Annotated in this window: 13 protein-coding genes; 10 read left to right on the top strand and 3 right to left on the bottom strand. The window is 46.3% G+C overall.

Annotation, left to right across the window (positions count from 1 at the left end; all coding sequences use genetic code 11):
- Positions 1-141: 141 nt before the first annotated feature.
- Positions 142-1,041: a DUF4436 family protein gene (locus QUB35_RS28220; protein ID WP_333144945.1), complete on the top strand. Its 900-nt coding sequence runs from the start codon at positions 142-144 to the stop codon at positions 1,039-1,041.
- A 102-nt stretch (positions 1,042-1,143) separates the two neighbouring features.
- On the opposite strand, the gene QUB35_RS28215 is transcribed toward QUB35_RS28220, so the two are convergent.
- The gene (locus QUB35_RS28215) at positions 1,144-2,022 is read right to left on the bottom strand and encodes an SGNH/GDSL hydrolase family protein (protein WP_333144944.1); all 879 of its coding nucleotides are present in this window, start codon (positions 2,020-2,022) and stop codon (positions 1,144-1,146) included.
- Positions 2,023-2,383: 361 nt separating this feature from the next.
- On the opposite strand from QUB35_RS28215, the gene QUB35_RS28210 reads away from it, so the two are divergent.
- From QUB35_RS28210 to QUB35_RS28175, 8 genes are all read left to right on the top strand, one after another.
- On the top strand, positions 2,384-2,626 hold the full coding sequence (locus tag QUB35_RS28210; protein WP_333144943.1) for a DUF7219 family protein: 243 nt from the start codon (positions 2,384-2,386) through the stop codon (positions 2,624-2,626).
- Between the two features lie 106 nt (positions 2,627-2,732).
- Positions 2,733-3,266, top strand: a complete 534-nt coding sequence (locus QUB35_RS28205) for an RDD family protein (protein ID WP_333144942.1) — start codon at positions 2,733-2,735, stop codon at positions 3,264-3,266.
- Between the two features lie 38 nt (positions 3,267-3,304).
- Complete coding sequence (rpmG, locus tag QUB35_RS28200; RefSeq protein WP_006631376.1) at positions 3,305-3,493, top strand: 50S ribosomal protein L33; 189 nt, start codon at positions 3,305-3,307, stop codon at positions 3,491-3,493.
- Positions 3,494-3,602: 109 nt separating this feature from the next.
- Complete coding sequence (rpsR, locus tag QUB35_RS28195) at positions 3,603-3,818, top strand: 30S ribosomal protein S18 (RefSeq protein ID WP_006631377.1); 216 nt, start codon at positions 3,603-3,605, stop codon at positions 3,816-3,818.
- A 313-nt stretch (positions 3,819-4,131) separates the two neighbouring features.
- A complete protein-coding gene (locus QUB35_RS28190) occupies positions 4,132-6,138 on the top strand; it encodes a ribonuclease R family protein (protein ID WP_333144941.1) in 2,007 nt (668 codons plus the stop codon).
- Between the two features lie 458 nt (positions 6,139-6,596).
- The gene (locus tag QUB35_RS28185; protein ID WP_333144940.1) at positions 6,597-8,036 is read left to right on the top strand and encodes a 1-acyl-sn-glycerol-3-phosphate acyltransferase; all 1,440 of its coding nucleotides are present in this window, start codon (positions 6,597-6,599) and stop codon (positions 8,034-8,036) included.
- Positions 8,037-8,468: 432 nt separating this feature from the next.
- A complete protein-coding gene (locus QUB35_RS28180) occupies positions 8,469-9,356 on the top strand; it encodes a histidine kinase dimerization/phospho-acceptor domain-containing protein (RefSeq protein WP_333144939.1) in 888 nt (295 codons plus the stop codon).
- A gap of 214 nt (positions 9,357-9,570) precedes the next feature.
- Positions 9,571-11,034, top strand: coding sequence for an IctB family putative bicarbonate transporter (locus QUB35_RS28175; protein WP_333144970.1), 1,464 nt, complete (start codon positions 9,571-9,573; stop codon positions 11,032-11,034).
- Between the two features lie 439 nt (positions 11,035-11,473).
- On the opposite strand, the gene QUB35_RS28170 is transcribed toward QUB35_RS28175, so the two are convergent.
- Both QUB35_RS28170 and QUB35_RS28165 read right to left on the bottom strand, forming a co-directional pair.
- Positions 11,474-11,704: an Osc7112_2153 family protein gene (locus QUB35_RS28170; RefSeq protein WP_333144938.1), complete on the bottom strand. Its 231-nt coding sequence runs from the start codon at positions 11,702-11,704 to the stop codon at positions 11,474-11,476.
- Positions 11,701-12,387 (bottom strand): tetratricopeptide repeat protein, encoded by a 687-nt coding sequence (locus QUB35_RS28165; RefSeq protein WP_333144937.1) that lies wholly within the window; start codon positions 12,385-12,387, stop codon positions 11,701-11,703. The genes QUB35_RS28170 and QUB35_RS28165 overlap by 4 nt, the downstream gene beginning before the upstream one ends.
- Before the next feature lie 516 nt (positions 12,388-12,903).
- Between QUB35_RS28165 and QUB35_RS28160 the strand changes: the two genes are divergently transcribed.
- On the top strand, positions 12,904-13,550 hold a 647-nt coding region (locus tag QUB35_RS28160), incomplete at its 3' end, for a transposase (protein ID WP_333144936.1).

Here is a 13,550-nt window from a genome sequence, read left to right as displayed (position 1 = left end):
AACCAACATTTATTATCGATCGGGTTTCTTCAGTCGGTTTTAACCGACTGTCTTCTATGAGCCAGGGGTTTAAACCCCTGGCGGACTGCGGAGACTGCGAGAAATACTAACAACAATTTAACACATAAAAATACCTAGTAAATGCAAACTGTCAACAAATTTCCTATCCAAAAACTACTTATTTTAATTTGCAGTATCGTCGTAATCTTGGCAATTATCTTATCTATTTACTCTCACAATGCTAACGCCCAAGAGCCTTATAATTTATCTCCCGAAAGCGCTGTAGCGTCCAAAGGCTTGGTTGAGGTTAAAATGACATTAATTGCCGTTGATCCCATTAAAAACGAATTAGAAGCCCGCTTGCAGTTTGAACTCAAAGGTATTTATAAAAAAGGGCCAACTTACCCGGCTCAAGACTTGTTAATGACAGTTAACGGCGCCAATGTACCGGATTCGGAAATTACCTTTAAAGAAGGCAAACCGATGATTGTCCCTGCATTGAAGTTTAACTTAGTCAAAGGAAAAATTAATAATTATCCGTTTGACAAGCACATTGCTAAAGTAGCTATTTCGATTGACCCGTTGCCTTCGATTGGGAAAAAGTTTGCTCCCTTTGAACTGAATCCCGTGCCGCTGCAATTTAATTTTCATGCCGACGTTCCCGGTTTCGACATCAGTTATAAGCCGATGGAAGAGAATTCATCTATCTTTATTTATATCGATGTTTCTGCAACTCGATCGCTGCCGGTGAAATTCTTTGCGTTAGTGATTATTGTCATCATGTGGGTGCTGTCAATTATGGCGCTTTTGCTAGCATTAAAAGTTATGAAATCTGGCAAGTTGCCGGAAGTGGGAATGCTGAGTTGGACTGCTGTGATGCTGTTTGCTTTTCCCGCTATTCGCAACGCTCAACCTGGGGTGCCACCAGTGGGAACTGCCAGCGATTTCCTTTCGTTTTTTTGGACGGAAATTATAGTTGTGGTGGCGTTGGTGATTATTGGTAGCTGTTGGTTGAAGCGGTATCATCCGCCGATTGAATGATTTTATATTTGAAGAATTTACCCCCTAGACTAATCAGGGGGCTGGTAGCTGGGATACTTTCAAGTAACAGCCAACAGTCAACACGTAACTAAATTCAAAGATTCAATTTGTGACTTCCAAATTCTCAATATCCTTTGCGGGTACGCCCAAACCGCGCAAGATAGTAAAAGCAATAATTCGATATCCCGATGGATTGGGGTGAACTCCATCGGCAGCTAACAAATTCAGAGTTTTGCCCGCGTGCTTTTGATACGTGCCGATAACTTCCCGACAAGGCCCATTCAAATCGATAAACAAGCACTGATTCTGCAAGGCAATTTCTCGCATCGCGGCAATATACTCTTGCAACCTGCGATTTTCTGGGCCGTCGAGATTTTCCCCTATCGGAGTAGGAGAAAGCAGTATAACTCGAATTCCTGCGGCTTTTGCCGCCAGCACCATTTGAGTTATTTTCTCCCGATATTCTGCCAGTGGCACTCCCGTGGGCAACTTGCCTTGCGGATAAAACTGACGGTTTTGGAAGTCAAAGAAAGCGTGCCAAACGTCGTTGACTCCGACATTAATCATTACTAAATCTGGTTTTTGGTCGATCGCATCTTTCTGGAAGCGCGCTTGCATATCAGTCGCCTTGTTACCGGAGATTCCGGCGTTGACGATTTCGATTTGGCGATCGGGATAAAGAGCACTCAGATAGCGTTCCAGCAGCCAAACGTAACCTCCGGGGTATTTCCCTGCCTCGGTGATGCTGTCGCCCACTGTCACAATTTTGCGCTTGCCGGCGAGCACGTTCTGGATTTCTGGTGGGGGCGTTGCTTGGGATACGGGTTCTTTAAACATGGGGATTAAGGAGTGAGGGATGTTGAAGGCGATAATAGCAGTAATTACTGTGATGGCAAGTCTAATTAAAACTTGCCTCAGCCGGGGTTTGGGACGGGGCGATTCCCTTCGGGATAGCTTCGCTTCACGCGCATTGGGAGACATTACGCAGATTCCTACTAAAACTCTAACTATTTATGTCTGCAATAATATTATCCATTTCAGGGGTTTTTGTCACTTATTTCAATAACTCAGTCCTGGACTAACAAAAACCTGGTTTGGACACCCAATCCGAAGTTATAAGCCTTAAGGCAGAAACCTGGTTGTTGACCGCGCCTGCGTAATTTGTATATGTGAAATTACTGAGGTTTTTGTCACCCTCATCTGTCGGTGTAATTGCCATCACAAAAAAAATCGCCAAATGTCACAGGATTTCTGCTAGTTACAGCACAACTTTAGAAGGTAATCCCAGTTTATAATAATATTGATTAGTTCAGGAAACAAGTTTTCATGCGAGGTTAAAGCAATGGTAGCCAATTCAAATTTTTTATATCCTCAAACTCGCTATTACGGTGAAGTAAAGCCAGAGAATTTAGTATTTAATGCGAATTTACAAGAGTTTTCTCAGCGAGTGGGTTACATCAGTTCCTTGACATCTAACGGTAAAATCTCTGTAGAACAGGCATTTACTCAGATACAAGCACTCTGGGAAGAGGTGGAAAACTCGAAAAAGCAGTTGGGAATCGGCGAAAATCCATTTTCCGCTTGAATAATTAGCGGTGGGCTTGGAACTTGAGTTACGCGCCATTGATGCCGATCGATTAATCGAGAGCTTAATATGAAAAAGTAGCTAGTAGCGATCGACCTTTTTGCCTATGAGTTCCGATTTAGTACCCCTCCTTCCCAAAGTATCCGTCGGCCGCCGCGCAGCAGCCTTCTGCATCGACGGAATCGCAGTTTGGCTGCCCAGTTTGCTTCTGGGCAATAATGCGATCGCCCAAACCATATTTTTTGTTTTGCTGTGGCTGATCCTGCGCGTAGCCATCGTCAGGAAAAACCAAGGTCAAAGTATTGGGCGCTGGGCTTTGGACATGAAAGTTGCCGATACCAGATTCCTACGGACTCCCGGAGTGCAAGAACTGTGCAAGCGCGAAGCATTGCTGGGCTTTTGCGCCGCCTTAGCCTTCGCAGGTATAGCTGGGCTCACCTCTACCAACGCCGCCGTCTTGCTGCTGATGCTGCCCCTGGCGATCGACTGTAGCGTTGCCCTCAACTCCGGCGAAAGGTTTCCCCAAGCTTTCCACGATCGCATCGGGGGGACGATGGTCGTCGGAACCCGCCGCGGCTACTCCCTCGACATCAAAGTTAGAAGATTGCTTGACCAAGTGCAGAGCAATGTGAGAAGATAATAAATTGTGTTTAAATTAGTCGAAATTTATTTAGAATTATGGCTAAAGGCGTCCGCATCATAATTACTCTAGAGTGTACTGAGTGCCGTACTAACGTAAGCAAACGCTCAAAAGGCGTGTCTCGGTACACCACCACCAAGAACCGTCGCAACACGACGGCGCGGCTGGAACTCAAAAAGTTCTGCCCCCATTGCAACAGCCACACTGCCCACAAAGAGATCAAGTAGATCATTTGTCAGTTGTCAGTTGTCAGTTGTCAGTTGTTATTGGTCAACAGACAACAGTCAACAGTCAACAGTCAACAGTCAACAGTCAACAGTCAACAAAAAACAAACCATGACTTACTTTCGCCGGCGCGTTTCGCCCATCAAACCAGGAGACCCGATCGACTACAAAGATGTAGATTTGCTCAAAAAATACGTCACAGAACGCGGTAAAATTTTGCCCCGCCGGATTACCGGTTTGACGGCAAAACAGCAGCGAGACCTGACCAGAAGCATCAAAAGAGCAAGAATTGTAGCTTTGATGCCCTTCGTAAACCAAGAAGGTTAACAGGATTTGGGATTTTGGGTTTTAGATTTTGGACTGGGAATAAGGCTTGCGCGAAAACAACGTCTTTCTGTCATTAAGAGTGCAGCAAGAATGCAGCGAAATAATCGCGAAATAGGGTTAAGAGTCGCCGCAGCGCAAGTCTTAATCACAAGTCAAAAGTTAAAAAAAAAGCAAGAAGAAAGAACAACTTTTTAGATTTTAACTTTCACAATTGACCAGAAAAATTGCCAATATCCAAAATCTAAAATCGCAAGCTCGAAACTCGATAAGTGGCTACTGTAAAAATCCAAAATCTCAAATATAAAGCTGGCAAGTGGAGAAGGGAACGTTAGTAGAATTTAGAGTGCACGGCGACCGCCGTCTGGCAGTTGCCGATCGCCCCGACGGCAAGAAAAACTGGGTGGTGGTAGACGAAAACGGTCAACCGCACAGCATACCGCCCAAACAAATCAGCTACGAAGTAGTCGGAGAAACTTACAAACCCTCCGATATTCCCAAATTTCTCAAAGAAGTAGAAGCATACTCAGATCCGTCGAGTTTGGAAGTCGCTTGGGAACTTTTAGTCGGTGACGGAGAAACAGCAGATCCCGAATCCCTGGCAAAGCTGTTATTTTCTGAGAGTAGTGCGGCCCAGTGTTACGCGGCTTACTGTTTGTTATCAACAGACAAACTGTATTTCAAACAAAAGGGCGATCGCTACGAACCGCGATCGGCAGCCCAAGTAGCCGAAATCAAACACCAGCAAGAAGTAGAACAGCAGCGACACCAAGAATCCCAAGGATTTTGGGATCGAGTCAAACAGCGGCTGGCAGGGGAAAATGTAGATTGGGAAAATAGCGATCGAACTCGCCTCGACGCCCTAGAACGCTTTGCCCTCCTCGGAGAAGAAGCAACGCACCGCACCCCAGCCTTAGAAACTTTAGCCAGCTTACAACGATCCGAAAACCCCGAAGCAGCCTTTGGCCTCCTAGTCGATCTCGGCCTCTGGAGTACCCACGAAAACCTGTTTTTGCGGCGCAGCCAAATTCCCCTACAATTCTCCGCAAAGGTATTAGAAGTGGCCCAACGCTGCCTAGAAAATCCCCCAACCGACTCGGACACAAATCGTCTCGATTTAACTCACCTCAAGGTTTACACGATCGACGACGAAAGCACCACCGAAATCGACGACGGCCTCAGCTTAGAATTCCTCGAAAACGGCCAGCAGCGGATCTGGATACACATCGCCGATCCCACCCGCTTGCTTTCCCCCGGAGACGAACTCGACCTCGAAGCCAGAAAGCGCACCACTACGGTTTACTTGCCCACGGGAATGATTCCCATGTTTCCCTCAGCTTTGGCAACCGGGCCGATGAGTTTAATTCAAGGCAAAGAGTGCAGCGCCCTCAGCTTCAGCGTCACCTTAGACGAAATCGGCGCGGCTCAAGATTACAGCATCCACATCAGCACCATAAAACCCACCTACCGCTTGACATACGATGACGTAGACGAAATGCTGGAGTTGGGAATCGAAGCAGAACCAGAAATAGCAGCGATCGCCTCTGCAGCAAAACTGCGTCAAAAATGGCGGGAAGCCCAAGGCGCAATCAGCATATTCATGCCCGAATCCGTCATCAAAGTCAACGGCGACGACATCAAAATCCACGTCATCGACGACTCCACCGCCCGGATGCTAGTAGCCGAAATGATGATTTTAGCCGGCGAACTAGCAGCCCGCTACGGTCAAACTCACAGCCTGCCCATACCCTACCGCTATCAGCCACAGCCCGAACTCCCTCCCGATGAAGAACTGCTGGCCGTACCTGCAGGCCCCGCCCGCGCTTGCGCCGTGCGTCGGTGTATGCCCCGCAGCGAAATGGGCCTCACCCCCGGACGCCACGCCGGCTTGGGTTTGGAATTATACACTCAAGTTACTTCCCCGATCCGCCGCTATACCGACTTGCTGGCTCACTTCCAAATCAAAGCCCACCTGCGGGACGAAGCCCTACCTTTTACGGCCCAAGAAATACAGGACATTGTGATGTGTCTCGGCACCGCAGTTAAAGAAGCATCCACTGTCGAACGCCAAACCAACCGCTATTGGGGATTGGAATATTTGCGGCGCAACCCCGATGAAGTTTGGGAAGCCTTAATGCTTCGCTGGCTGAGGGAAGACAGCAATTTGGGATTGATTTTATTGGAAGATTTGGGTTTAGAATTGGCAATGCGATTTGGTCGATCGGTGGCAATCGGCGATCGGCTAGAAGTCAAAGTCACCCACTGCGATCCGCGATCGGATGTCATTAACTTCCAAGAAATGATTTTTGAAGCCGCCCAATAGGATTTTAGATTTTAGATTTTAGATTTTGGATTGCAAAAATCTGTGTTGAAGACTAAAACTGAGGATAAATCTCGTTTTTAGTCGAGTTTCCCATCTCCTCGCATCCCCTTTGTCAAGGGCAGGGGGGTAAAAAAGATGATGGGTTCATATCTAGTCCTGTAAAATAATCGTAATTCTTGTGTGGGCGGGTTTACCCCCAAGTTGTAATATAAGCCAGAAATCCCGTAAACTCGCCCCGATTAAAATATTGTGGTCGATCGACTCGACATGATATCCGATCCCAGACAGGTAATACTTTTGACGTTAAATTGACACGACACGCTTTGCTATCTCCTCTCTTCCTCCGTGTCCTCTGCGTCCTCTGCGGTTAATAAAAAAACTTCAGCATCATAAAAATTGGAAAATTTTACCGCAGCCTAGTAATCTAAAATCTAAAATCTAAAATTTAAAATAGCAAAATGCCCAATTCAATTAGCCAAGTTCAGCCGCCGCTGGAATTCATACCCCCAGACTACAACCCGCTAGTGATGCAAGGTTGTAAGCAAATACTCCCCTGGTGGCTGCGATTTCGGACGAGTATCAGCCACGTTCAAGCCGAAAACGTCGAAACCCTCGCCGAACTATTCCACCAATTTCAAAATCAGAAAGTTCGCTTCTTGCTAGCCTTCCGCCACCCCAACTCAGACGATCCCTACTGTTTGGGACAACTAATTTGGAAACTCGTTCCCCAGGCGGCCCGCGCCAAAGGTATTCCCCTGCAATTCCCGGTACATTCCCACTTTATCTACGATCGCGGCATTCCCCTGTGGGCCGGTGCGGGAGTCGGCTGGTTGTATTCCCAACTCGGTGGCACTCCCATTGTTCGCGGTAAAATCGATCGCGCCGGATTGCGATCGGCCCGCAATTTATTTGCCAACAGCCAATTCCCGATCGCCGCCGCTCCAGAAGGCGCTACGAACGGTCACAATGAAATAGTTAGCCCCCTCGAACCGGGAATTGCTCAAATGGGTTTCTGGTGCGTTGAAGATTTGCTAAAAGCCGGACGCACTGAAAAAGTTTTAATTGTGCCGATCGGCATTCAATACCGCTATGTCAATCCACCTTGGCAACCCCTAGAAAAACTTTTAACTCAATTAGAAATTGATTGCGGACTGCCACCATTAGAACGCACGGAGAGCGCTAATTTAGAGACTGCCAATCCCGATTCAGAAAACCAAAATCACCAATTCCAATATCTGCGCCTGATCCGACTTGGCGGTCATTTGCTAGCAGTGATGGAAGAGTTTTACAGCCGTTTTTATCATAAAAACTTACCCCAAAAAATCGCTATTTTACAATCATCAATTTCCGAAAAAACGACCACTGATTTTGACAATGAAGTAATGATAGCTCGACTGAAAGCACTGTTAGACGTGGGTTTGCAGGTAGCAGAAGAATATTTTAACTTAAAGCCCAAAGGCAGTTTAATAGACCGCTGCCGCCGTCTGGAACAAGCAGGCTGGGACTATATTTATCGAGAAGATATCAAGGATATTGCAGCACTTTCTCCCTTAGAAAGAGGATTAGCCGATCGCCTCGCTGAAGAAGCAAGTCTTCGGATGTGGCACATGAGACTTGTAGAAAGTTTCGTTTCCGTCACGGGCAGATATGTCGCAGAACAACTGACAGCCGAACGTTTGGCAGAAACAACTTTACTGCTGTGGGACGTACTCGCTCGCATCAAAGGGGGAAATCCTTTCGGCCGCCCCAAGTTGGGCAAACAGCAGGTACAAATGACCGTGGGCGAACCCATATCAGTGAGCGATCGTTGGGATCGATATCAAACCAGCCGCAGGTTAGCAGTTGCCGAACTCACTCAAGACTTGCAATCAGCTTTAGAAGCAATGATTAAATCGTGAACAAACCTGACTGTCAACTGAGTACAGTTAGACCGCAGGCTTCTTTTTCCTTTTTTTTCTCATGCTTTTTATAGTGAGGTAGTTCCACCCCCACTTGCTAATATATTATCAGAGTATTTCCAGATTATCAAGGGATATACAGAAATAATTGTCGCTTTGGGTACCTACACCCGACGAGCCTTTCATCCCAAGGAGTAATTTCCAACGGGGTACTTCGCGCAGCGCTCAGATTAATCCCCTTTAAATATACCGAGGGACTTCCCGGCTGGTAGTTAATTACTCAGATAAACAAGAGCTTCTAGGGAAGAAGGAATATATATTTTTCTTCACTACTTTTTTTGTCGTGAATTATAAACAGATTGTTATAGACTTTGGGAATAGGTCTAATGAACCGCAAACGCTCGATCGACAATGAACCAATAAAAATTAGCGATGACTAACAAACCTATCGATTTGTCTACTAACTCAATTAAGGTAAAACTGCTAAATAATTTAGCGCAGGAATTGCTCACACCGCTCACTTCTGTCCTTGGCATGGCAAGCGTGTTGAAACAAGAAATTTATGGCCCATTAACGAGCAAGCAAAAAGAATATATTGACGTGATCCAAGACAGCAGCCGCTCTTTGCGATCGCTAGTTGAAGAAATTTTGGAACTGGCAGAACTAGATGATTCCGCTTTCACCTTGAAGCGAACCGCAGTCGATATAGAAACTTTGTGCCAGCAGGTTGTGACCACCCTCTCCTCGGCGGCAAGTAGACGAGAGCAAGAAATTAATTTGTCGGTGGGGCCCGGAGCGCGCATCTGGTTGGTAGATAAAGATAAGGTTCAGCAAATGCTGCACCACTTAATTTTTAGCATTATTCAATCTGCTGGGGCAGGCAGCGTGATTCGAGTCCACCTTTCTCGGAAAGAAGACGGTATCAACATCGGAGTTTGGGTTTTTCATCCTTGGTTAGGGGAAAGTTTACCCCATGCTCAACTCTACACCGACTACTTGTTGAAGGTCGGATCGGGTAGCGGTTCGCCATCGAACTCCGAAACCGACTCCCCCGGACTCGAACCGCAACTCCCGACACAGGGTGTGCAGCGATTAACGCTGGCGTTTTCTGAGTTGGCGGCTTTGGTGGCCCAGAATGCCGAGGATAGCGCACCGGTGTTAGCTGGTTACGGGGCCAGGGAACGCTTGGGGCTGCTGCTTTGCTGCCAATTGGTGGAAATTCAAGGCGGTCAACTCTCAATTCAAGGAACCCCGGAATCTGGATATCGCTACGTGCTCTGGCTGCCCTGCACAAATGCTACGGAATTGTTGGAAGGATGAAGTTAGTTGACTGTTGACAGTTGGCAGTTGGCAGTTGACAGTTGGCAGTTGGCAGTTGGCAGTTGGCAGTTGGCAGTTGGCAGTTGTTAGAAATAACAATTACCTTTTTCCCAATGCCCTGTTTGGCCGATGCCCAATGCCCTGTTTGGCCAATGCCCAATGCCCAATGCCCGATGCCCAATGCCCGATTACTAAGTACAAATCTAAAATAGCAATGAATTCAGTTTGGCAACAGTTAACTCTGGCAAATTTGCCGCTCTCTCAGTGGCAAAGTAGAAGTTATTTATTCAATTTGGCGATCGGCTCTTTACGCAGTTGGCGGCAGAGTAGCTGGCTGATGCAGTGGGCCGAACCCTTGGGTTTTGTTTTGCTGGCCTTGACTTTCGGTTTGGCACCGTTTGTAAACAATGCCTTGGTGGGGGTGTTGATGGCGGCTAGCGCTGCATTTTGGGTGCTGCTGACTGTTTCGGACGATCGCGAGATCCCCTTCACGCCGATTCACTTGCTGGTACTGCTGTACTGGGGCATAGCCACCGTCGCAACGGCGATGTCGCCGGTGAAAGTCGCCGCTGCTACTGGTTGGAGCAAGCTAACGCTGTATTTGCTGTTTTTTGCGCTGATGGCTCGGATATTACGATCGCCCCGTTGGCGATCGTGGTTAATTGCCGTATTTTTGAACGTCTCTTTAATTGTCAGTTTCTACGGCGTGCGGCAGTGGATTGACAAAGTGCCGCCATTAGCTACTTGGAACGATCCGACTTCTACTCAAGCCAATGTCACGCGAGTTTACAGCTTTCTGGGAAATCCTAACTTGCTTGGTTCCTATTTACTGCCGGCCATTGCATTAAGCGCCGCCGCACTTTTTGTGTGGAAAGGATGGGGAACAAAAGTTTTAGCGCTGACGATGCTGGTGGTGAATTGCGCGTGTTTGCGCTACACGGACAGCCGGGGTGCTTGGATCGGTTTTGTGGCTCTACTGGTGGTATTTTTAGTGCTGCTGTGGTACTGGTACAGCCCTTTGATGCCTCGGTTCTGGCGGACTTGGGCCCTGCCGTTAGGGTTAGGAGGTTTGGCTGGGGCCTTAATTTTGGGAGTGGCTTTAGTGGAACCTCTGCGCGATCGAGTTTCGAGTATGTTTATCGGCCGAGGTGACAGCAGTAACAATTTTCGGATTAATGTTTGGACGGCGGTGATTGACATGATTCGCGATCGACCAATTCTCGGAATTGGGCCGGGAAACACTGCTTTTAATAAAGTTTATCCACTTTATATGAAGCCGAGATTCACTGCTTTAAGCGCTTATTCCGTGCTGCTGGAAATTGCGGTGGAAACCGGTTTTATCGGTTTAATGTGTTTCCTTTGGCTGATGACTGTCACCGTCAATCAAGGTTTGTTGCAGATAAAAAATCTGCGGGATGCACAATTTAACATCTCTAATTTAGACGAAGAATCCCGAAATCCAAAATCTAAAATCCAAAATCTAAAATCGACGAATCAGGGGTTTTGGTTGATTGGGGCGATCGCAACTTTAGCCGGCATGATGGCCCACGGTTTTGTCGATACAGTTTGGTACAGGCCCGAAGTTAATATGCTTTGGTGGTTGATGGTGGCGATTATTGCTAGTTTTTACAGCAACTCGCACCAACAGCAAGATTCAGCTTTGACGGAGGGAGAGTAGATAGAATTGCTGGCGGGGATTTTCTCCCCGCCCGGTGGCAGGGCGGTTTCATTCTCAGGGAAATCATCGTTTTGTAGGGGTAGTGCCAAGAATGCCTACCCCCTCCACGGATGATGAAATCGATGTTTCAAATATCGGGCATCTTCACGAGGGTTTGTCCCTAGGTCGAATGAAACAGCCCTGCGCCCGGTGTGGATTCCAGCAATAGCCGATACAGCAATGATTAAGAGTTATATCAGTGCAAAAAAAAGAATGCAGCTTTATGCAAGCTGCAAACCATTATCGCCATAAGTTATTTCCAATTCTTCAATTCTTAATCTCAAATCTCAAATGCTATAAGGTGCGGACGGCACACCCTGCATACTTACTACTACATACTACATACCTGTTGCTGTAAAGTGGTGATGGTACACTCTACAAAATTTATTGAAAATAACTCTTATTTTTCGCTCTCCGAAGGCATGATGAATCTGGGACACGGATATTTTCCACCATCTCTATCTCTGCACCGCCGCCAGGTCGATTGATTGAAGTCGAACGGCGTTTCGACTGATTCATTAACGGCAGGGTTAACAGTCGAAGGAGTTGGGAGTGCTGTTGAGGCTTGACTTAGCTCCAGTACCGTTATAATTGCCAGTATGGTTGATGAAAACAAAACTGTGCGTTTCATTTATTTGTTTTTTCCTCGTTTAATCGTTGACGTGCCATCCCTATCCATATATCCTCATCGAATTCTTGAGAATCCGCATACTTTAGACAAATTTTCCACTGCGGTAGCGCTGCCTTAGTATTTTTCATTTTTTCTAGGACTTGCGCTTTTAAGCAGTAAGTTGCTGGCCCTTCACTATCAAGTTTAATGGCTTCATCCAGATGCTGCAATGCCTCGGAATATCGACCCTGTTCTAGGCGAGCCCATCCCAAGTTTTTGAGTAAAGAATATTTTACTCGATCGTCCTCCGCTAATTTCAAACCTTGCCACAGGAAGTGAACCGCAGCCGGATAGTTTTTTTGATCGACTATATATAATCGAGCCAGATTGCTGTAAGCAGCAGGCAGACCGAGTTTTGCAGCTTGCAGATATTTTCCTCGGGCGCATTGTAAATCTTGCACCTCTTCGCAAAGCCATCCTAAATTGTAAAGAGCTGTTCGGCTTTTTGGATCTACAGCGAGCGCTAACTCATATGCTTTTTGAGTATCCGCCAATCTATTGGCTTTGTAGTTTTCAAATGCCATATTATTAAAAAAAGATGCCAGTTCCGGCCGCCCAATTTTCCAGCCGCCAAAGCCTACTGCTAGGATCAGCAAGAAGGCTCCCCACTTCGAGTTGTGATGGTTTTTTGCTGGCTCTTTCATGGCATTGAAAATGTTAGCTAATGGTGTCATTTTTAGCATTTTTTAACTTGAGAGTTGAGCAATATTTTTTTTGTCAGATTTAATTGCTACCCTAATGGCCTCATAATCTTACGAAATGACTCAGGTTTGAGCCCATTTCTCATAAGAGTTTGTCAGTCCACAGCCGAATGCTTGGGTAATGTTCCCACTAGCCAGAGGTATTCGAGCATAGGTTAATCATTCATGAGACTCCACAAGCCATCCGGATATTTTCAGGAAAAAGAAGCGGCAAGCAGCAAGAAGGTAGAACTGTTGCCATTGCCTAAGTAATAATACTTACTCAGCGGTCAGTCGATCGACAGTATTATAAAACTTCATTAAGTTTATAAGCAGTAGTAAGCAAGAATGATAATATGTAGTCAGGAGGTTAACAATGAAACTACCTGACTACGCTAAAGCAATAGGCATAAGTTACACAACTGCGTGGCGGTGGTGGAAGGCAAATAAACTACCACATCCGAGAGATGGAGGCTCTGAATGCAACTAACAGAGAGACACATCATTAAATCGACGGAACACCGTTTCGCCCAGATTGACGAACTAGCCTTCAAATCCAAAAACCTCTACAATGCCGCCAATTACGTTATTCGTCAGAGCTTTATTTATGGATGGGGTTATGTCAACTACAACGAAATGAACCGCTTGATGAAGTCTCATGAAGCGTATAAAGCTTTACCTGCTAAAGTCAGTCAGCAAATATTGATGGTACTAGACAAGAATTGGAAATCGTTTTTTGAGGCATTCAATGCTTACAAAGCTGATTCTTCCAAGTTCACGGGTCGTCCAAAATTGCCGAAGTACAAAGATAAAGTTAAAGGGCGAAACCTGCTCGTTTACACCATTCAAGCGATTAGCCGCAAACAGTTGAAGAAAGGAATTATCAAGCTTTCCGGCACTGAACTTTCAATTAAAACCCAACTCAATCCCGACCAGATTTGTCAAGTTAGACTGGTTCCGAAATGTGATTCCTATGTAATTGAGGTAATTTATGATGAACCGGAGTCCACCCTTGGCAATGCCAACTCTGTAGCTAGTATTGATTTGGGGCTGGATAATTTAGTGGCGTTAACTTCAAATCAGCCGGGATTTATCCCTTTGTTGATTAACGGGCGACCATTAAAATC

The sequence above is a fragment of the Microcoleus sp. B13-B6 genome (assembly GCF_036705405.1).
Taxonomy (GTDB): Bacteria; Cyanobacteriota; Cyanobacteriia; order Cyanobacteriales; family Microcoleaceae; genus Microcoleus.
This window is presented reverse-complemented; position numbering and strand designations above follow the sequence as displayed.

Excerpts from the sequence above, each read along its gene's own strand:
- QUB35_RS28175 (WP_333144970.1), top strand. The coding sequence starts at position 9,571 with ATGAATTCAGTTTGGCAACAGTTAACTCTGGCAAATTTGCCGCTCTCT.
- QUB35_RS28205 (WP_333144942.1), top strand. The coding sequence starts at position 2,733 with ATGAGTTCCGATTTAGTACCCCTCCTTCCCAAAGTATCCGTCGGCCGC.
- QUB35_RS28210 (WP_333144943.1), top strand. The coding sequence starts at position 2,384 with ATGGTAGCCAATTCAAATTTTTTATATCCTCAAACTCGCTATTACGGT.
- QUB35_RS28170 (WP_333144938.1), bottom strand. The coding sequence starts at position 11,704 with ATGAAACGCACAGTTTTGTTTTCATCAACCATACTGGCAATTATAACG.
- QUB35_RS28180 (WP_333144939.1), top strand. The coding sequence starts at position 8,469 with ATGACTAACAAACCTATCGATTTGTCTACTAACTCAATTAAGGTAAAA.
- QUB35_RS28185 (WP_333144940.1), top strand. The coding sequence starts at position 6,597 with ATGCCCAATTCAATTAGCCAAGTTCAGCCGCCGCTGGAATTCATACCC.
- QUB35_RS28215 (WP_333144944.1), bottom strand. The coding sequence starts at position 2,022 with ATGTCTCCCAATGCGCGTGAAGCGAAGCTATCCCGAAGGGAATCGCCC.
- QUB35_RS28220 (WP_333144945.1), top strand. The coding sequence starts at position 142 with ATGCAAACTGTCAACAAATTTCCTATCCAAAAACTACTTATTTTAATT.
- rpmG (WP_006631376.1), top strand. The coding sequence starts at position 3,305 with ATGGCTAAAGGCGTCCGCATCATAATTACTCTAGAGTGTACTGAGTGC.
- rpsR (WP_006631377.1), top strand. The coding sequence starts at position 3,603 with ATGACTTACTTTCGCCGGCGCGTTTCGCCCATCAAACCAGGAGACCCG.
- QUB35_RS28165 (WP_333144937.1), bottom strand. The coding sequence starts at position 12,387 with ATGAAAGAGCCAGCAAAAAACCATCACAACTCGAAGTGGGGAGCCTTC.